Origin of the sequence: Vibrio sp. 10N.239.312.D08 (assembly GCF_041466145.1) — a bacterium.
GTDB lineage: Bacteria > Pseudomonadota > Gammaproteobacteria > Enterobacterales > Vibrionaceae > Vibrio > Vibrio crassostreae_C.
Genome location: NZ_JBFSSD010000061.1, coordinates 1 through 20733 on the forward strand (window position 1 = coordinate 1; position 20733 = coordinate 20733).

Annotated in this window: 15 protein-coding genes; 7 read left to right on the forward strand and 8 right to left on the reverse strand. The window is 43.4% G+C overall.

Annotated features, from left to right (window positions below; translation table 11 throughout):
- Window positions 1–319: 319 nt before the first annotated feature.
- From AB6D58_RS21860 to AB6D58_RS21885, 6 genes are all read left to right on the forward strand, one after another.
- Complete coding sequence (locus tag AB6D58_RS21860) at window positions 320–532, forward strand: DUF1656 domain-containing protein (protein ID WP_017059802.1); 213 nt, start codon at window positions 320–322, stop codon at window positions 530–532.
- A gap of 10 nt (window positions 533–542) precedes the next feature.
- Entirely contained in the window at window positions 543–1409 is an 867-nt protein-coding gene (locus AB6D58_RS21865) for an HlyD family secretion protein (protein WP_017059803.1), read from the forward strand.
- A gap of 9 nt (window positions 1410–1418) precedes the next feature.
- Window positions 1419–2774, forward strand: coding sequence for an FUSC family protein (locus AB6D58_RS21870; RefSeq protein WP_102397843.1), 1356 nt, complete (start codon window positions 1419–1421; stop codon window positions 2772–2774).
- A 329-nt stretch (window positions 2775–3103) separates the two neighbouring features.
- Window positions 3104–4762, forward strand: a complete 1659-nt coding sequence (locus AB6D58_RS21875; protein ID WP_102393241.1) for a hypothetical protein — start codon at window positions 3104–3106, stop codon at window positions 4760–4762.
- 218 nt (window positions 4763–4980) lie between these two features.
- Entirely contained in the window at window positions 4981–7083 is a 2103-nt protein-coding gene (locus tag AB6D58_RS21880; RefSeq protein WP_102393240.1) for a carboxylesterase family protein, read from the forward strand.
- An 84-nt stretch (window positions 7084–7167) separates the two neighbouring features.
- Window positions 7168–8625 carry a phospholipase D family protein gene (locus AB6D58_RS21885; RefSeq protein ID WP_102393239.1) on the forward strand — a complete coding sequence of 486 codons (1458 nt, stop codon included), beginning with the start codon at window positions 7168–7170 and terminating at the stop codon, window positions 8623–8625.
- Between the two features lie 101 nt (window positions 8626–8726).
- Here the strand turns inward: AB6D58_RS21885 and AB6D58_RS21890 are convergent, their stop codons facing one another.
- From AB6D58_RS21890 to AB6D58_RS21920, 7 genes are all read right to left on the reverse strand, one after another.
- On the reverse strand, window positions 8727–9491 hold the full coding sequence (locus tag AB6D58_RS21890; RefSeq protein ID WP_017070494.1) for an aspartate/glutamate racemase family protein: 765 nt from the start codon (window positions 9489–9491) through the stop codon (window positions 8727–8729).
- Between the two features lie 228 nt (window positions 9492–9719).
- On the reverse strand, window positions 9720–11438 hold the full coding sequence (locus AB6D58_RS21895) for an autotransporter assembly complex family protein (protein ID WP_102319724.1): 1719 nt from the start codon (window positions 11436–11438) through the stop codon (window positions 9720–9722).
- A 214-nt stretch (window positions 11439–11652) separates the two neighbouring features.
- On the reverse strand, window positions 11653–12942 hold the full coding sequence (locus tag AB6D58_RS21900) for a DEAD/DEAH box helicase (RefSeq protein WP_372158461.1): 1290 nt from the start codon (window positions 12940–12942) through the stop codon (window positions 11653–11655).
- A 201-nt stretch (window positions 12943–13143) separates the two neighbouring features.
- Window positions 13144–13884, reverse strand: a complete 741-nt coding sequence (locus AB6D58_RS21905) for a DUF1223 domain-containing protein (RefSeq protein WP_372117202.1) — start codon at window positions 13882–13884, stop codon at window positions 13144–13146.
- A 175-nt stretch (window positions 13885–14059) separates the two neighbouring features.
- The gene (locus AB6D58_RS21910; RefSeq protein WP_017059812.1) at window positions 14060–14248 is read right to left on the reverse strand and encodes a hypothetical protein; all 189 of its coding nucleotides are present in this window, start codon (window positions 14246–14248) and stop codon (window positions 14060–14062) included.
- 313 nt (window positions 14249–14561) lie between these two features.
- A complete protein-coding gene (locus AB6D58_RS21915) occupies window positions 14562–15563 on the reverse strand; it encodes a TerC/Alx family metal homeostasis membrane protein (RefSeq protein ID WP_372158464.1) in 1002 nt (333 codons plus the stop codon).
- A 574-nt stretch (window positions 15564–16137) separates the two neighbouring features.
- Window positions 16138–17877, reverse strand: a complete 1740-nt coding sequence (locus AB6D58_RS21920) for a bifunctional UDP-sugar hydrolase/5'-nucleotidase (protein WP_372158467.1) — start codon at window positions 17875–17877, stop codon at window positions 16138–16140.
- Between the two features lie 238 nt (window positions 17878–18115).
- On the opposite strand from AB6D58_RS21920, the gene AB6D58_RS21925 reads away from it, so the two are divergent.
- Window positions 18116–19915 carry an ATP-dependent endonuclease gene (locus AB6D58_RS21925; RefSeq protein ID WP_372158470.1) on the forward strand — a complete coding sequence of 600 codons (1800 nt, stop codon included), beginning with the start codon at window positions 18116–18118 and terminating at the stop codon, window positions 19913–19915.
- 171 nt (window positions 19916–20086) lie between these two features.
- On the opposite strand, the gene AB6D58_RS21930 is transcribed toward AB6D58_RS21925, so the two are convergent.
- Window positions 20087–20581, reverse strand: a complete 495-nt coding sequence (locus AB6D58_RS21930; RefSeq protein WP_017059817.1) for a DUF1097 domain-containing protein — start codon at window positions 20579–20581, stop codon at window positions 20087–20089.
- Between the last annotated feature and the right edge of the window lie 152 nt (window positions 20582–20733).

Below are 20733 nucleotides of genomic sequence, written 5' to 3' on the forward strand. Positions count from 1 at the left end.
GATGGATCAAATCATCACTTTAACTGTTCGCATAGTTTTTGAAGTGCAATTTACATCTTAAGTGATTGGTTTAAATATATTTATCTTAAACCGGCAAAAGTAGATGATTTTCGAAATCAATTTCAATTAAGTGTTTCCACTTCAAGAACGACAACCTACCTACCGTTGTTTTACTGGCTTACGGCTCTCAACAAAGAGGCAGTTGGCATAATCACCGAATAAAGTTGGATTTTGATGGGTACGATCCTCTATAAGCGATTATCACAATAAATCGAACTCCGTTACCGTTGCATTCATCAAACAAATAGAGAACAGAACCATGAATACCATGCCGCATGAGCTTGTGTGGGATGAAGTCTACTTCCCACCGCTGTTATTGGTTATCGCACTGGCTTACATACTGACAATGCTAACAGGGTCAATCGCGACACGGTTTGGCCTTCATAAGTACGTCGCCTTTCCTGCAATAGCAGAACTGAGCTTGATCGTGATTTTTACTGGCGCTATCGGCCATTTTATTACCATTTTTTGAGGCACTTACTGTGATCAAACGTTATCTCATCACACTTTTATTATTGGCTGCTGCGGGAACTGTGGTTTATAGCTATTACCAGTCGTACTCAAGTAACCCATGGACCAGAGACGGACAAGTCAGCGCTTATATCGTCTCGATTACACCTCGAGTCACGGGTCAAGTCATTGAAGTGCATGTCGAAGACAACTCGAAGGTAAAAAAAGGCGATCTTCTTTTTGAGATCGATCCGAGTATTTACAAGGCGACCTACAGAAAAGCACTTGCGACTCAAAAACAAGCATTTGCCCTACTCGCCAAAGCCAAAAACGAAGAGCAACGCGCGTTGAATTTAGAGAAAAGAACGCCCGGTGCCGTGCCCGTGCTGACACTAAACAACTTGAACAACGCGGTAGAAACCAGCGCCGCAAATGTCGAACTGGCAAAAGCGAACGTAGAAGAAGCACATCTCAACCTTGAGTACACCAAGGTATATGCGCCTACTAACGGCTATATCACCAATCTGAACCTACGTGTTGGCTCTCAAGTTGTCGCGAATTCACCTGTGGTTGCGCTAATTGATGAAGATAGCTTCTGGATTGAAGGTTATTTCAAAGAGACTGATTTAGTCGGTGTCGATGCTCAGGACACTGCTTATGTGACCTTAATGATGCACAACAATGTTCAGCTAGAAGGACATATCAAAAGTATTGGTTTTGGTATCGCGAAGCAAGACGGCAGCACAGGTAATGATTTATTGCCAAACGTGAATCCAAACTTCCAATGGATACGCCTAGCTCAACGCATCCCTATCAAAGTGAAGTTAGACAAAATACCAGAAGACGTACAACTGCGTGTTGGTATGACTGCCTCGATCAAAATAATCAAAAATAGCTAGGTGATTCTTATGTTCACTGCATCGACTAAAGACGCGATTAAAGTCGCACTCTCTATCGTTATCGCAATCTGCCTAGCGTTGTGGTTTGGTTGGGAAAAACCGTATTGGGCTGCGATAGCCGTCGCAGTGATGGCATTGAACGAGAGCTTCGCCCATTCAATAAACAAAGGCCATAACCGGTTAATGGGAACCTTGTTAGGGACCGGTTATGCCTTTTTCCTCATTGCGATGTTTTCACAAGATCGATTTTTGTTTCTAACATTTCTTACCGTGTTCTTAGGCACTTGTATTTTCATGTCTAGTGACGAGAAATACGGCTACATCTTTTCAATAGGATTTACCGTGTGTTCGATTGTTGCTTGTCTGGGCGGGTTTGATAACCAAACCACCTTTCACTTTGCTGTACTTAGACTTCAAGAAACACTATTAGGTGTTGTTGTGTTCTCTATTGTGTATCGCATCGTGTGGCCTGTGAATACTGAACTCAACTTTGTACAACGTTTCGAAACCAGTAAACAAGCGTTGTTAGATGCGATGGAAAAAACAGACAACATCGACATTGCCGCACTTGAAAGCAACACCGCGAATATTGATAAGCTGTATCAACTTTTAGATCTGCCACTGACCGGAAGCTACCACCTTAAAGAGAACATCCAAACATGGCGCTTGCGTATCGATGAAATGGCACATATCCAAGATACATTACTCAAACAAAGTAACAGCGAATCAGACTTAGATATCCAATGGGCAGTTCTTACTCACAACTTGAAGACGTTCGATGTATTAACACCAGAACAATCTCTTGTTGAGGGTGAACTCAATGTCATAGGTGATCATAAAGACGTGTCTTGGCATCATGCACATCGCACGTTTGTTGAACATTTGAATGAAGATGGGCGCAAAGTGCTGCAAGGCGTGTCGATGTTTATCACATCGCTGTTGGTTTGGATTTATCTTCCAGTTCCAGGTGGTTTCATATTTCCTATGTTAGCCGGTGTATTCTCTTCTATGGTGCCGACCATGCCACCAAGCGTTATTAAGGACGCTTTTTATGGTGTGTTGGGTACAGGGTCGGTGGTTCTGTTGCAATACATCTTTGTGATGCCATTAATGACAGAACTATGGGAGCTGGGACTATTCTACTTCCTTAACATTATGGTGATATGGAAAGTGTTCGCGACACCTAAGCTCATGGTACACCGAATATTGGGTATTAACTTATTAGTTGTTCTCACATCTGGTGCGCTCAACCTCACACCTGTTTATGGAATTGAAACGCCACTTTTGATGCTCGTAAACATTTTGATTATTCTGATGATAGCGAAGTTGTTTACTGATCTATTTAGAGTGAGGGTAACTGCTTAGAACTAAATGCGCTTAACAACTCACAACAAAAAAACGGTCTGCCAAGTATTTTTACTTCACAGGCCGTTTTTTTATCTATTGAAAATCATTATAAATCAATTGATTAACGCTAATTATTACTAAGTGAGGATAGCGTCCATCAAAAGCGATTAACGCGATCTGCCACCTCCTCTTAAAATCCTCTCATTGATTGACGCAATGCATTTTTAGTCGCGACATTCACACTAACAATCCTAACGGATAAATACATAACAACTGAACACGACGTTCAGTATTACATCGACTGTTTGAGTCTCGAAGGTTTGAGGCTACTCAGCGTGGGAACCGTCATGAGTTTTTTTGAAATACGCACCAGCGCCTGTAAGACCCATACTCTTTCTGTGTTAGCGATCGCCCTATTACTTACCACCCCCAATTTTGCGTCTGCGGCAGAAACCAAGACTTACAGCGAAGTTATGGAAAAAGGTCGAGCACTATTTGACAAATATGGCATCAGTCATGATTTACCAAAGCTAGCAATCAGTTCGCTCGTACAGGGCGAACACCTAGTTGAACACGCACATCGAACCATACAAATTGGCGATGAGGTTCGTGACTCAAGCGTCTATCTGATAAAAAACACAGACAGCAAAGGCAACATCGACCTGCGCGTCAAATACAACCCGCAAGAGCTGGATGAAAACGAAAAACTGATCGATGAAATTGAAGAGTTTACGCGCACTGAGTATCGACTAAGAAATTATGCAGAAAGCTTCGATCCATCGTCAGTGAAAGTCAATGAAAAAGACAACGGCGACGTGACCATTAGCTTCAACTATTCGAAATACGGCTTACCACAAGACATCGCCTATTTCCGTTTCTTGAATGTTGATATTGAACTTGTAGGCGGCACACCAAAACGCATGGTAATCACCAACGACAAGCCATTTAATCTTGGTAAGTCAAAAGTCGATACCTATTACCAAGTGATTGATTTCCAAACGTTAGACTCTGGTAAAGTCGTTATTGAACGTAAGACAACTAACATCGAGGGTACGTCTAAAACGAAACCGATGACCATGAGCGCTGTAACTGAACCCGTCGCAATTTATGAAGACGACAACGGCGTTAATGTCCTGCATGAAGAGCGTCTAAAAGAAGTTTCAGATCCTCGTATGCAAGAAGCGAGTGTTAAGTTAGATCGAGTATTCCCTTTAATGGGTGACATGGTGCGTCGTCAAGGTATCGATTTGCCATTACCATTCGGTGTTTCAGTTGCTTATCGCAATCAAGACATGAACCTTCCTATGACCGATTACGTCATTAGCGGTGTGCGCTTGAATGACCTATTCGACCCGGAAGACAGTGTTGCGACGGTCAAAGCGGAAAGTGTTTCGATACGCGGCGACGTAAATATCTTGCCATTCTGGAATGTATTCGGGTACGTAGGAAAGGTAAACGTTGATGCGAATATTGACGCCTCTTATACCGGCGCTGCGGGAGAATATCTACAAGATAAACTCAATAACAAATTACCTGGTCTAGGCGACAAACTGTGCGAGGGCGTATCAGCACTGTGTAATAGTGGGCGTTTAAATGTACCACTCCATCTCGAATATGACTTACGCGGTGCGGGTACAACATTATCTGTTGGTTACAAAGAGTTCTTTGCCTCAGTGACCGGCACCTATTCACAAACCCGTCTGAAAGGGATGGATGATTGGGGTGACGGCATTGTCACGATTCAGCCAATGTTGGGCTACCAATTAGTTGATTATCGCGCTCAATTCTTCGTTGGTGCTGAATACCAAGGTTTAGATTCACGTATGCAAGGTACTGTAAAGACAGACGATATTGAGTTTGATTACGACGTTGGTGTCGACATTAACCAGTGGGCATTTTTAACCGGAGTCAACAAACAGATTGGCAAGCATTACAACATGACCGTGTTGTACAACAAAGGTGAAACTCGTTCGGCTGTGACATTGAACCTTGGCTATCGCTTTTAGACTAAATCTAACCAAATTTCTGATGTGAACCTACGTTGTATTAGGTCGACATCATACAAATGAAAACGCGCCAACGTTGGTTATCCAGTAGATAACACACGAAGAAACACAACGTCAAATGCTCCAAAGACGGAGCCATCACCTTATGGATCTACAGGTTTGACGGTATCGATGCGCGGTTCGTTATTTTACCGAATTCTATTGTGGACACATTTTTTATGACTATTGCATATCGTTCTCTCATCGCACTCGCTATTGCGGCCGCTCTTGCTGGCTGTGACACAGACGTTGAACCAACGGTTCCAAAGCCAGATAAACCTGAACCTCTCGTACCTGCCCCTGCTGAAACGTTTACTACTCAAATCGGCGACGCGATGATCACAGCGTCTAAAGAAGAGCTGGTGATTACGTCTAATACCGAAGACGACAAACTGGCTTCTGTTGAATCTTTCAAAGGGATTCAATATGCAGAGGCTCAGCGCTTTAAACCCAGTGAAGTTGTAAACCTTGTTGAAGGTACTTTGGATGCGACTCAGTTCGGTTATGCTTGTCCTCAACTAAAAACGACAACACAAACACAAGATGAGAACTGCCTTAACCTCAATATCTGGCGCCCAGTAGGCGTAGATGCTGATGCAGATCTACCGGTTTATGTATTCATCCACGGTGGTGATTTCGAATACGGTTCTGGTGCAGAGCCGCTCATCCAAGGTGATACCGTGGTTGCTCAAGGAAGCGACGATGGTAAGCCTTTCATCTATGTAAGCTTTAACTACCGTCTTGGTCAGTTAGGTACTCAATGGATTAAAGGCGCTTACAAAGATGGCAACTATGGCCTAGGTGACCAGAAGCGTGCCTTGGAGTGGGTACACAATAATATTACCGACTTCGGTGGTAACGCTCAAAACGTAACCGTTATGGGTCAAGGCTCTGGTGCTATGTCTATTGGTTTCTTGCAGCAAGATGACGATATCGCAGGTCAATATTTCCAACGTGCAATCATGCAAAGCAACCCTTATGGGTTCGAGTATCCAAGTTATGACGTTGCTAAGAGCCGCAACAATAACTTTGATGCAGACACTTCGGTCGACGAGATCATGGCGTCGCAAGAAACAGCTTTGGATGGTATTGAACAGCTAAAAAATTGGTTGTTAGGTTCTTTGCAAATCCCAATTCTGAGCCCAGCCGCAGATGAGACGCCAATGTCAAACCTGATGCCTTTTGCTCCATACATATTGTGTGAAAAAACAAGTCTCCTTGGTAGCTGTAGCGAATCAGCAGAGTCACCAATGAAAGCAGGCTTCTCAGTACCAACTGTCCTAGGTGAAAATGCACATGAAGCGAACAGCTTTGGCATGCTATTTAGCGCTACGTTCTTAATCCCGACGGTCATCGAGTTATTAACAAATGATGAACCTGAACTGCTTACTAACGAAGATCCAACAAAGCTAGCTCTAGCTATGGTTAACTGGTTAGAAGATGAAAACAACATCGTTCTTCTGCAACAAAAACTATCTGAGCAAGCAAGTGATGAAGTTTCAGCAGATCTTGTATTGCCAAGCAGTGCGTACAGCGCAGTAACGAGCTTATTTTATGGTGCCAAGCTAGAAGGTGATCTACTTGAAATGACTAAGTGCATTGATACCAGTGACATCACAGGTACCGTAGGTTGCTTGGTCGACATTGTTGATATCACGAGCCACCAACAAACCCAAGATATTCTATCTCTAACTGATTTCTACCCTAACTCAGAATCTAGCTTAGGTGGTGCTCTTGACAACATGAAGCAATTTAAAACCTTACTAAATGACACCTTGTTCAATGGTCCAGCTCGTCATATGGCAGCAAACAGCGGAGTAGAAGCAACGCTATACCACTTTGAGCACAAACCAAGCTTCAACATGTGGAACTATAAAACAGGTCTAAATGAAGAAACGGGCGAATACGACCAACTGTCAATCATTGATCTATTCAAAACGATTGGTTGCATCAGCGGTGCATGTAACGGTTCAGAACTGCCATTTATGTTCAACAAAGCTGTACGTTTTGATGGAAGCGAAGTAAATCCATCAAGCAAAGATAAAGCCCTTATGAACGAAATGTCACGCCTATGGTTTAGCGATGAATTGTTCCAGAGCTACCAGTACAGCGATGCTACCGACAATGTGCTTGTCATTGATGGTGCAGGATTCAGCGACAACAGCACTACCTTCGACTGGGACTATGTCACAAACCCAGGTGTTGATCCTAAGCTTCGTGAAGGTCGCTTAACGGGTCTAGCAGAGCAAGGTCTTATGCCTTGGGACTGGTACCTAAACTAAACATATTCAACACCCTTCCTACTTTAACGGCCAGCTCGCTGGCCGTTTCTATATCCAAATTTTATGTTTAAACGCAGGTTAGTTATGACACTTAGCAAACTAAAAACAGCATGCACAATAATGTTGATTGCTTTGGTCACAGGATGTGCCCAACCTTACCCCGATGTTGAACCTGACTTCGAAGCTAACTGGCAAAGCACAGAACATCAAGCCGAAGTCTATTTGATCCCGAGTGCGCCTGAAGCCTTTGCGCGCCGCATTGATCTGGTTCGCCAAGCAAAACACTCGATTGATATGACTTACTTCTCTTGGGAAAACGACACTCTGGGTCTGATGCTGTTAAACGAGCTGAAACACGCCGCTGACCGCGATGTGGCCGTGCGCCTCACACTGGATGACTTGTTGGTATTCAATGACAAATGGCTTGCGGAGTTGGACTCACACGCCAATATTGAGATTCGACTGTTCAACCCTTTTGAGTCACGTAAAGCTGGCTGGATTGGTCGTGCGCTCAACTTCTCTACTCATCAAAAACAGTTAGATAATCGACTGCATGAGAAATACTTTAACGTTGATCACCAATCGATGATCCTCGGTGGGCGCAACATCGGTGATGACTACTTTGGCTACAGCGAAAGTGCCAACTTCTTTGATATGGATGTGCTGTTTAAAGGCGACGTGATTGCTGCTTTCGACCGAAACTACCAAGCGTTGTGGAACAGTGAGCATGTAGTGCCAATTCAAGAACGCATTAAAATCAAAGAGAAAGAGCAATACCAAGCGTTCACCAAAGCGTTGAACAAAGTTGAAAAGAATCAAGCATTGATCACGTCTGAAGTCGAAAGGCAGATAAAGAGCTTAAACCAACCGAAGTTCATTTCAGCCTCTGTCACGCCGGTATTTGACTCACTGGAGAAACTCAATGACAACAAGCCCTACTTTCGCCAACGTATTGAACACTTGATGAAGCAAAAAGTACCGACACCTTCTAAGGTTATTATTTCTACGCCTTATATGGTGCCAAGCGATAACAAGTTTGTATTCGTCGATGCACTTAGAGAGAGCGAAGCCGAAGTCACCTTACTGACGAATTCATCGGCTTCTAATGATTCGGGCTTTGTGCCTGCGTATTACGAAAAACACCGTGAGACTCTACTCGACAAGGGCGTAAGTATCTATGAGTACAAAAGCCAAGCGATCAATGATGATCACTACTTTCATGTTGATACCTACTACCACAACAAGACAGTAATTTTAGATGAGCGTGTCACCTATATTGGCTCTTCTAACTTCGATCCAAGATCAGACTTTCTCAACGTTGAGTTTGGGGTGTTGGTTGACAGTGAAGAGTTTGCGAAGCAAGTGACACACTACTTAACACGTCAGAAAGAGGAGTTGTTCTGGGCTGTGTCGCGAGAACAATCAGGTGACACCATCTGGGCTTCAGAGGAACAAATCCATACTAAGAACCCGAACTACAGTTCATGGAACAAGGTACCTGATTGGTTATTTCGAAAAATGAATGGCGAGTTCGAGCTTTAAGTGTTCAGCTTCGAATCTTAATTTTTAATTTTCTCCAGTCCAAATGTAAAAAAGCCGCGTAATTCGCGGCTTTCTCATGTTTCAAATACACGTATTTGAGCTTATAGACGGTAGGTCATCGCTCTTTGGGCTACGTAGTTCACCATATCAAGCGTTGTGAAGATCGAATTAACATCATTAATGTTGTAATCCACATGTCCACGCTCCACATATTGCTCAGCGAGACGGTAAATATCAACGACACGCTCAGCTACCGCTTCCATAGGATCAATAAAAGTGACTGTTGGAAATGCTGTTTCAAGTTGCTTTCTAACCAAAGGAAGTTCCGTGCATCCCCAAATAACCGTATCAACGCCCTTCTCTACGATGGATTGAATCGCTACAGCAAGCAGTGCGGCATTACGCTCAAACTCGCCCGCTTTGATCCCGTTGGTTTCTCGGATTGCTTGTCCACACTCTGTCATCTCACCGGTTACTTCACCATAGATAGCACTATGCACGTTATGCTCTTGCTCAAAGGAATCTGGCTTAACGAACACCAGATTCGCGTCCGTTAGGTAACGATCATAGATTCCCGAATTGTATGTGCCGTTGGTACATAAAATACCAACAACAGATTCAGAGTTCTGCTCTTTGATTTGATCAACGGTGGTTTGAAGCATGTCGACGATATAAACGTTGGTGTGCTTTTGAACCTCAGGTCTAAAGTAATGAGCGGTGTTACAGGTCATTACGCCAAACTGAACATTGGCATGTTCTAAAATGCACGCTGACTCAATCAGTTCAGGCACAGGATCGGTACCGCCTTCGTTAATCACTTCAGATCGATCGGGGATATCTGAGTTTTTCACCACTATCATGGCCATGTGGTCTTAGTCTTTAAGTGCGCCGTGTTCAATTTCTTTCTTGGCGACGATATCTTGGAACAGAGCATCTGCTTCAGGGCCCATATTACCAAATACACCGAATCGTAGCTTTTTCATTGTTTTTACCTTTGTGTTTGCTAAAGCACAAAGGTTATTACGCTCTTTCGATTTACTTGAATCCTATTAGATGGTTCGCATCCTCGCGAGTGCATAAACAGCGTACAAAAATCAGAATTGAGTACCCAAGGAAAAATGAATACGAAATTCGTCGCCTTCAGGCGCATCTAAGCCGTAAGCAAAATCGAGCTTAACTGGCATTAACTGTGAGTTCCAAATCAAACTCACGCCCGTCCCACGCTTCCAATCCGCTTGTTGATCAAATGCATCACCCACATCAAGAAATGCGCCCAACCAAATTGAACGATAGACTTGATGCTGATATTCGAGCCCAGCAGTTAACATATAACGTGCCCCCGTTAGTTCACCATTCTCGTCTCTAGGGGAGATAGATTCGTAACCATAACCTCGCAGGTTTCCATCGCCACCAGCAAAATACCGCAGTGACGACGGCACATCAGATAATGATTTGGCAATGTTGATGCCTACGTTGGAGCGGAAATGGAGCTTCTGCCTGTCACTAATATCCCATGAAAGGACACTGTTTCCTTCCAACCGCAACAGCCTTGAGTCAGAGAACAGACTAGGGTCAGAATACTCGACAGAATAGATGTGTCGATGATTGAGCTCCAACTGATCATTTTTACGATCAACCTGAGAAAAACTGATGCCAGGTAACAGTAATTGCGATTGCTCTTCCTCAGACGCCTGACGGTACTGTTCGTGCAAGTATTTGACATAAATGGTGCTTTGCCAATCACTGTCTAATTGCCAGTAACGTTCGAACTTAAGATCGTTTGTAAAGCTATTGGTGTCTCGATGATCAATTCGTTTCGATTCAAACTGAATACCAAAGTAATCCGTTGTGACTTTCTCTGTGGGGATTTTGTACCCCAACTGAAGTGATTGCTCCTGTTCAGACAAATATGTCTGTGTTTCAAAGCTGTGGCCTCTCCGGTTATACCAAGGCTTTGACCAACTGAGAGAGGCGCGTAAACCGAGATCAGTAGAATAGCCGCCACCGACCTGCACGATATTTCGAGAACTTGGCTCGGCAATGATTTCAATTGGAACTTCTAGGTTGTCATCAAGTTTGTCAAAGTCACCATGTACGATGACACTTCGAAACCATTGAGTGTCTGACAAATCAGATTGCAGTTCACCTAACTTGATGGTGTCAAAGTCATCACCTTTTTTAAAGGTGGGTATTTTCTCGATACGAGTAGGGTCAACCCCATCATCAGGAATACTTATAGAACCGAACTTGTAGCGTGGACCACTTGCAAAATACAAGTGTATATTCGCGATGTTCTCGCTAGGAATAACTTCAATCTTTGACTCGATAAACCTGCCGTCAAAATAACCTTTCCGCTTTGCTAAAGAGAAAATCGCACGCTTAGTTTGGTCATATTCTTGGTGAGACAAAGTTAAACCTGAGCCTAACTTGCTTTGATTGAGTATATTGATGAACTCCGCATCTAGGCTAGCTTCACCTGTTATTTTTACTATCGATTCTGCGATGCGCATGACAGGACCAGAATCGATGTTAATGATCACGTTATCAGAATCATTGAGGTCGATATCGAGCTGTGGGTGATAATAACCATAAGGGTTGAGTGCATCTTGAATACGTTTAGATAGCTTCGTTTTCGATAGCTGTGATGCAGGAACATCGGCTAAAGGTTCTAAATATAATTCTACATTTTCGGTGAGAGTTTTATTAACCCCTTTAACCTCAAATTCAGCAGCACTAGAAGAGTGTTGGGTAAACAGGAAAAATGAAGTGGCCAGCACTAATTGTTTAATCGAGGTCTTCACGCGGTTACCCAATTGCTCAAAACCCGAACAGGTTATGAGCAAAGCGTTAAATCGCCGAATCTCTTATGGAGGACGCTATCCTTCGAACGGCTTATCGGGTTGTTTAACACTGCAACAGTCGTTTATTAACGACTCAAATCCCAGCCCTACAGACACAAAAAAGGCGCAATTAAGCACCTTTTGAATGTCTATTACTTATTGATTTATATGGCTTGCTGACTCAAGATCAGTTGTTGTTCAGCCACACATCTTGGTTTTTTGGAGCTTTCTTCTTCTTTTTCTTCTTGCCAGTACCGGCCGGTGGCGCAACGGGTTTTAATGCAGCAACAAGTTCAGCTGTAGCTTCTTCATCCACTTCAAAACCTTCAATTTGCTCACGCTCAAGACGGATTTTGTTCTTCTTCTCAATGATTGTGAAGTGATGGTAATCTTCATGGTCGATCAAAGATAACGCAAGACCAACCTCACCCGCACGACCACTTCGGCCAATACGGTGCATGTAGTCTGATGGGCTACGCGGTAAGTCAAAGTTGATTACTACTGGTAGCTTCTCAATATCCAGACCACGTGCCGCGATGTCTGTCGCGATCAGAACGTCAATCTCGCCAGATTTGAAATCTTCTAGGATACGAGTACGTGAACCTTGCCCTTTATCGCCGTGGAATACTTCTGCGATGATACCGCGCTTGTAAAGCTTGTCTGCTAGGTGCTCACAGCTGTTCTTCGCATTAACGAAGATCAGAGCTTGGCGCCATTCATGTTGTTGAATTAGGTGTGCGAGTAACGCTGTCTTGCGACCTTTTTCTACTTCGAATACACGTTGAACCAGTGTGCTCGCATTGGCACTTTGAAGTTGAACTTCAATTGGATCGCTTAGAAGTTCGTGAGTCAGCGTTTTAACTTGCTCCGGGAAAGTTGCAGAGAACAACAAGGTTTGTTTTTTGCTCGGCAAGAGCTTCAAGATTGCATCAAGTTCTTCGGTAAAACCTAGGCTTAGCATTCGGTCAGCTTCATCAAGCACTAACGTTTTCACTTTATCTAGTTTGATAGCGTTGCTCGAAATAAGGTCAAGCAGACGACCCGGTGTTGCCACCAATATATCAGTGCCGCCACGTAGCGCCTGCATTTGAGTGTTTACCGATACACCACCAAACACACAAACCGTTTTAATCGCGCCATTGAAATGCACAGCGTAAGATTTAACGCTGTCAGCCACCTGCTTAGCAAGTTCACGAGTAGGAACCAAGATAAGGCCAGAAACAAAGTTACCTTTGCCTGAACGACGGTCCAGAGGGGCATCTTCATGAATCTTTTGTAACAGTGGAAGTGCAAATGCTGCGGTTTTACCTGAACCGGTATTTGCGCCTGCAATTAAATCGCGTCCTGCTAACACACTTGGAATAACTTGCGCTTGGATAGGCGTTGGCTGTTGGTATTCAAGCTCAGATAAACGAGCCATCAAAGGAGAGATTAAGCCAAGATCAGAGAAGTTGGTTGGTGTAGTGGTGTTAGTCATTAATTGCAGGAACTCAAAGCTAAAATAATAGCGCGCTATATTAACGTATTTCAGCAGTATTACGTAACTAAATCGCCCTTTCGCTTCTATTTCACTGATTAATATCCGTCAGAAGCGAAGTTTTCGATGTGAGAACCTCGATACTCGCCGTACCAACTTCGTCTAAGAGTATTCCAGCTACACAATTGTCGTGGGTTGCAGTTAGTTCAGCCAACCTGCTACCGTTTGTTCAGGTGCGTACGAATTAGGTGCGGTTAACCAGACAGCGACTGCGTCTGGCGAAGCGACTAGCGGATCAAAGTCCACATTGAATTGCCACTCAGATTCACCACGTTGGTAGCCATCGTACACTACGACAAAATCATGCTCTAACTTCTTACCTCTGTTTTCACCAGCTTTTACACTTGTGACTTCGTTCATCGCCAATAGAGCGATATGTGCCACATAATCACCTTTGCCTTCGTAACTTACGCTGAACGTATCGCCTTTATGGTTGACCGTTAGCTTGGGGTTATTTTGTTGTTTAAGAGAAGGTAACGTTCTGTCTAACCAGTTAAAGTAACCGCGCCACTCTTTTCCATCGACAACAAAGCCCGGCGTGTAAACCCCACTTGTTAAGCCGTAAGCTTTATACAGTCGTTGCTTCTGACTGAACGCCTTGCTCGCGAACTTATCCCCCCAACCGAGGTAGTCCCAATAGTCGACGTGATAAGCGAGAGGAATAACTTGTGTCCAAAGTTTTGGATGGTCTTCAAAAGTACTGAGGTACTGATCAGCAGGTGGACAACTTGAACAACCTTCAGAGGTGAAGAGCTCGATAACCTGTGCGGGCTGGCCTTCATTACTCCAGGTTTGTGCAAGCGACACTGAGGAATAGAAGCCGATCGGTAAGGCAAATAAACAAAGTTTAATCAATGATGAATTGCGTTTGGCGTGTGACATACCGAGATCCTTGTACAAAGCGAATTGAATGGCGCTCAAATACAGACCGTTATGCCTAGGTTTTTCTTTCAGGTGCTTAGTTTACGAAGAGATTGAGTTTATTTCAGATACAAAAACGCCAGCTTTAGAAGCTGGCGTTTTCTTAAAATTCTATATTTACATGTTAACGCTGAGATTAACGGTTAATACCGATATCGCGTTGCATGTGACCAGATAGGTCGCTTGCGTAGTAACTACGTGGAGAGTTGTCTACGAAAAGAATATCGAAAATGTGTGCAATCAATCCTTTGAAGTTAACCGAGTAGGTTTTCTTATCCATAGAGTTAGGAACAGCGATAGTATTCATTTGTACTGCTTGAGCCATGATTGCCTCTCTATAAATTTATTAATGTGTTTCGTTCTGATGACAAGAATAATAGGTGATCTTTTGCAGGTTAAAAAATGACTAAAATTAGATTGTGGGATTAGTTTTTCTAATAAAACAAACCATTAACAATGCCACAAAATAGATATGCAGATTATGTGATTACAAATTCAATATAGTGTTTAAATCATGCATTTAGTACAAATACCCCGCAAACAACAGTGGCCAATGTCACAGAAAATTTACATAAATAAATTTTCCACTTCATCAGCCACGTGTTCATTATCGACTTTTCGATAAGTTATATTTGTTTTTAATTTACTTGTTCAATGCCTGGCTTCTTCGCATAAACCGACGCTATAACCGCAATCGTCATCGTAAAAACCAATACCGCCAATGACCAGTAAGTTGGGATAGCCCACTCGCTATCAACCAGAAGCATTTTCACACCAATGAACACCATGATGAATGAAAGCGCGGGTTTCAAATAGATGAACTTGTCCATCATACCTTGCAGTACAAAATACAACGAGCGAAGACCAAGTAACGCAAACACGTTAGCCGCAAGTACCAAGAACGGTTCTTGTGTTACCGCAAAGATCGCAGGGATAGAGTCTAATGCAAACATCACGTCCATGACTGCGATCGCACCGATGACCAACATCATTGGAGTGAATGCCCATTTAGCACCCTGTTTAACCATTAATGCAGGGCCATGGAAGTCCTCTGTTACCGGCATCACTTTACGAAGTAGCTTTTCAGGCAGAGTATTCACACTCTCCTCTTCGCCCTTGTCTAATGCCAGCTTAATACCTGTACCAATCAAGAACGCAGCGAACACGTAAAGCACCCAGTGATATTCCGCCAATAGCTGTGCGCCTAGTGCGATCATAATTGCACGAAGCACCAATGCACCAATTACGCCCCAAAGAAGCGCACGAGGTCTTAGATGCTCAGGAACTTGGTATTGAGCAAAGATCATCGCAAAAACAAACAAGTTGTCTACGCTAAGGGATTTTTCTAACAAGTAACCCGTAATGAATGACACGGTTGCTTTTTGCGCTGTGTAGTCACTGTTCGGCGCATAAATGTCCCAAAATAGGTAAATCGAGCCAGCAAACAAAAACGCAAGTACAAACCAGAAAACACTCCAGATTGCCGCTTTCTTGATAGTAACGTTACCGCCACGAGTCTGATAGATATCAATAGAGACGAGAATAACCGTTAGCAGGAAAAAGCCCGCATAAGTCGTCATGATTGGCGATGAAAAAAAGGATTCACTATTGGTAGATAATAGAGATTGAGTTGAGTTCATTATTCCTCCGGGCGGAAGAACTGTACAAAGACCTTCCGCAAACAAAGCATATCAAGCTCCATTACGGATCTTGACTGTGATTGCGTTGGTCTCGTTGAAGTGAAATATGGGATTTCACTTTTACATACCGGATAGACTCTTGGCCTAACGAGATGACGATATGTAAACTTGCGCTAACTACTCCCCAAACGCGTGGATAATAATCCTCTGGTTGTGTTTCGTCTATATAAATTTGCACGGAAAAAGCAAAAAAGGAGCAAACGCTCCTTTCTGATTGATGCCACTTTGTCAAATAGACACGCGAATTGATTCTAAGAATAAATTCGCAAGTCAAACACACTATTGCACTGCGTAATGAAGTTGCAAAAAGAGCAATTTACAGCCCTGCGGCAGGTATTAAATACACTAACGCTGACCAAACTGATACCCAACCGACAACCGCTACCGCATCTAACCAATCTTTCTTATCCATGCATATCTCCACAAGAAGGCGACCTGCAGAGATAAAGCATAAACAATGCCAATTTTATAAATAACCCAAAGTAATAGTGTTAAATATCAGTATCAGCTTTAGTTATCTAAAACACTCCATGCAATTCAACGGTTCATTGAGGTGAAGCGACTCTGGGTGGTCTTGCAGAAACTCGATGAAGCAGTCTGCCATAGAGTCAGTGGTGACCGTGCCATCACCGATCATATCCAACACAGCGTTATAGCCCTCTTTGCCTTTCATTGTATAGGCTGACGACGCGCCCCGGTAAATACGGTTGCGAGAAACAGCTTGCCAACCTGAATCATCAGAGTGAATTTCTAGATGGTGAATCCTGTGTCCTATAGGCGCTTCTTTGTGGTAACAAAACCTCAAATTATGTGTATAAGGAAAGCTACCTGAACCTGTGCCCACGACACCATTATCAATCGCGTTATTGATTGCACCTTCAAGCATGCCAGCGATCGTTTCACCTTTTACTTCATACACACCAATAGGTACGGCAAACGGTAGTAGTTTTCCGGCAATATCGGCAACAGAGACATCGCCGCTGTTCAGTGAATTTCTTACACCACCGGCGTTGTGAATGGCAAAGTCAACCTGATGCCCTTTCTTGTTCATTAGATGGTGAAATGATTGAGCAACCAAGGGGGCTAGTTGACTCGGGCCTTTAGCATCTGGAATACGTACATGGCGAAGTTTAGTGTCTGCATGAGCAATCACTTGTTGCTGAAGCTTTCGAACTCGCGGCTGGTATTTATCCGTCAGAATGCTCTGCAGCTCAGGATCTTTCTTACACACTGCAATATTAGGGTGATTGTTTAAAAACTCACACGCCATATCGTGGGCATCGTCTTGCCCTACTTCACTCAGTTTCGCGTCTATAAAGAGTCGACGGCCTAATAACAGTTCGTTTTTACCATTGAAGTGCGTCACTTTGCCTTGAGAATCGAACTCGATTTCGCAGTGTCCTAAGCTCATGGCGTGGAAACCCGCTTGCACAACATAGGTATCGCCAATTTTCACACCGTATTCATCATCTTTAACTAAGCCGATATCAGAGAAATCACCTTGTAAGCGATGACTATGACCACCAACGATGACACCAATACCTGTTACGTTGGCTGCTAACTCTAAATCAGCTTCGTAACCAAGATGGCTAAGTAACACAATCTTGTTGATACCTGCTTGATGGATTTGCTCAATGGTCCCTTTTGCTGTTTCCAAAGCATTTTCAAACGGTGTATCGATATCTGGGTTAGCGATGCCTGCCATCTTGTCGATGCTTAAGCCGAATATTGCGACCTTCTCGCCATCAAACTCTTTCGTTATAAAAGAAGCACTTCGTGTTTCCGTCAGATAAGGCTTAACAATGTCGTTGTCCGCTAGCGTATGAGTTTTATTGATATCCTCATTCGATAGATTCCAGTTACCGGCCAACAGCGGGAATTTGATTCTTTTCGCGAAAATCGCAACGGGCTCATTACCCATGTCTAACTCGTGATTACCGAGCGTCATGGCATCTATATTAAGGGCATTCAACAAATCGGCATTGGCTTTTCCCTTGAATAAGGAAAAGTACAACGTGCCTTGGAAGCAGTCACCAGCGTGCAAGAACAAGGTTCCAACCTTCTGACGCTGGGCATCTTGTTCTATTTGTTTGAAGCGTGTTGAAATTCGAGCAAAGCCACCAGCACTGACATAAGGTTCAATGATGTGGTTGTTCATTTTAAGTGATAGCTGTAACGAGGTTGGTTCAAAGTATGAGTGGGTGTCGTTGATGTGTGCCAACACTATTTTTGTCGGCTTATTCTTTTTAGTCATATTTTCTTCTCTCTTTGTCCCTTCATACTAGGTCGAGAATCATGACAGAATCGTGAATTTTATGAAACTGCACTGCAAAAAAATACTCGAGATAGATCAAAAATCTCATTTTGCACCGTATTAATAAACAACGGGTTTTGTGACAGGTGAGCATACCGGATTTGGATTTTTCGATTATGATTAAAGATATCTGTTAGCTTTCAAATAATTAGCAGAGCCTTCCGTTAGGAGTAAGCCTATGCAACTAGAAAGAATCGAGATTTCTGGCTTTCGAGGTATCAAGCGCATGTCACTCGCGTTTGACGAGCTAACCACGCTTATTGGTGAAAATACTTGGGGTAAGTCTTCATTATTGGATGCCCTTTCCGTCATTCTGCCCTCAGACGGTGTGCCATATCACTTTGAAATGACCGATTTTCATGTCGATTACTCTGTTTCACACCCGCAGTCTCAACATCTTCAAATTGTTCTCGCTTTAAAAGCTAACGATAAGAGCGAACTTAACGCAGGTCGTTATCGCAAACTCAAACCTATTTGGGTTCAAGATGAATTTGGCGTATTTCGCATCTACTATCGCATCAGCGCGACGTTAGAACAGTATGAGACAACAACACACTATGCATTTCTTGGTTTGGACGGTAATCCGCTCAAACTCCATCACTCAGAAAAGCTCGCTCAAGAATTAATGACCTTACATCCTGTGATCCGTTTACGAGATGCAAGGCACTTTGATCGCCCTTTCAACGGAAATTCACTCAACCACAATGCTCACCTGCCGACTAATGTTCACGCTAATAACGGTCACGCTAACAATGCAAACGGAAATGGGAACAACAATCCAAATAACGGGCATGGGAACGGACATAATCACACAACCAATGGTCATGGCACGAATGGAAACGCCAGCAACGGCAATGGCAATGGCCGTCAGGCAAGAATAGAAAAGCGCATCGACAACACCTGCCGCCGCCTTATGGCGATACCCGGACATGTTAATAAGGGTGAAATGCGCAGTAGCCTAGCGTCGATGCAAAGTCTGATTGAGCACTATTTTTCTTTCAAAAGTACTTCTCGTCGTAACCCTAGAAAACAGCGAGACGGATTGCTTTATTCTGCGGGTGCCAATGATCAGAGTATTCATCAACTTGTCGAAGAGACCAAGAACAAACAAACTCGCTTATTATTCATGGGGTTACTTAACGCTTATCTACAAGCTAAAGGGCCAAACGACTTAAGGCGATGTGCGCGCCCTCTTTTGATCCTTGAAGATCCAGAAGGTCGACTGCACCCAACACACTTAGCAAGGGCTTGGAGCTTGATGCAGAAATTGCCCATGCAGAAAATCCTGACCACCAACAGTGGCGACCTACTTGCGGCGGTCCCACTTCAATCGATTCGTCGCTTGGTTCGTCAGTCAGATAAAACCATCGCCAATCAACTCAACATGAACCACTTCAGTAAAGACGAACTTCGACGAATTGGTTTTCATATCCGTTTCCATCGTTCAGGGGCGCTGTTTGCTCGCTGTTGGCTATTAGTAGAAGGTGAAACCGAGGTTTGGTTGTTCAATGAACTTGCCAACCAATGTGGCTATAACCTAGCAGCGGAAGGTGTGCAGATTATTGAGTTCGCCCAATCAGGACTTAAGGCGCTGATTAAGGTTGCACAAGAGTTTGGCATTGATTGGCATGTAGTGACTGACGGCGATGCGGCGGGTAAAAAATATGCCGCGACAGTGTTATCGAAACTCGGTAATGATCAGGAAAGACACAGACTCACCGAACTGCCTGATAAAGATATAGAGCATTATCTATATATGAATGGGTTTGAGAGCTTTTTCCGTGACATGGTTAAGATTCCTTACGATCACCCTATCCCTCCGAAGAAAGTGGTCGCCAAGGTATTGAAGAAACATGCAAAGCCTGACCTTGCACTTGCCATTGTTTCTCATTGCGAGAATCAAGGACAAGAATGCATTCCGCTTTTATTAAGGTGGACATTAAAACGCGTGATCACCATGGCCAACGGAAATACCTAGGCATAATTTGTCTTATAGATACTATCAGTTGCTCTACTGATGAAATATTTAGCTAGTCACCTCAACCAAAAAAGGCACACCAAACGGTGTGCCTGTATAAATCGATATACAAATTAATTGGGGGTTATCTTGCAAGAGTTCACAGTGACTAACTAAGGTTAGGCTAACGAATTAAGCCTTTGCCTGTTTAGCGTGTTGTTCAACAACTTCCGAAGATTGAGTCGATTTCTCGTGAAGCCATAGCCCCGTTGCTTTCATCAAGTATCCAAATACACCACCAAGCAGTAAAGATGGCACTACAAGTTGCCAATCACCACCTGCAGCAAACGTCGCACAGCAACCAATGAAGGTGCCTGGGATATAACCTAGCCACGCTTGTTTCGCTTGAATACACATAAAGAAAGCCACAATAGCAGTAATCATGTAGCCTAAAATCTCTAACCCTGCGAAGGTTGAGCTTTCGATAATCACCATTGCCCAGAATACGCCAGTCATGTTGGTCAATAGGCTACCTGCAAGTCCTTTAACGCCGCCTGTTGGCGAAGCAAAGTAACTGGTGCAACCTAAGAAACCTGCCCATGACAATAAGCCGAAAGAGATAGCAATCCATCCCCATAGACCTGACAAAATACCTGTTGTTAATGAAATCGCGACTAATGTACTCATACTATTTCTAAAGCCAAATTACGTAATTGAACGCAACCGGATTTAGCCTCACTTAAAATCAAGTAAGCATACTATGGGAAGATAGCCCTTATTTAGCCGATCACGATCACATTAATAATGTATGCAGATGTGTATTTATCACTAGATAGAGA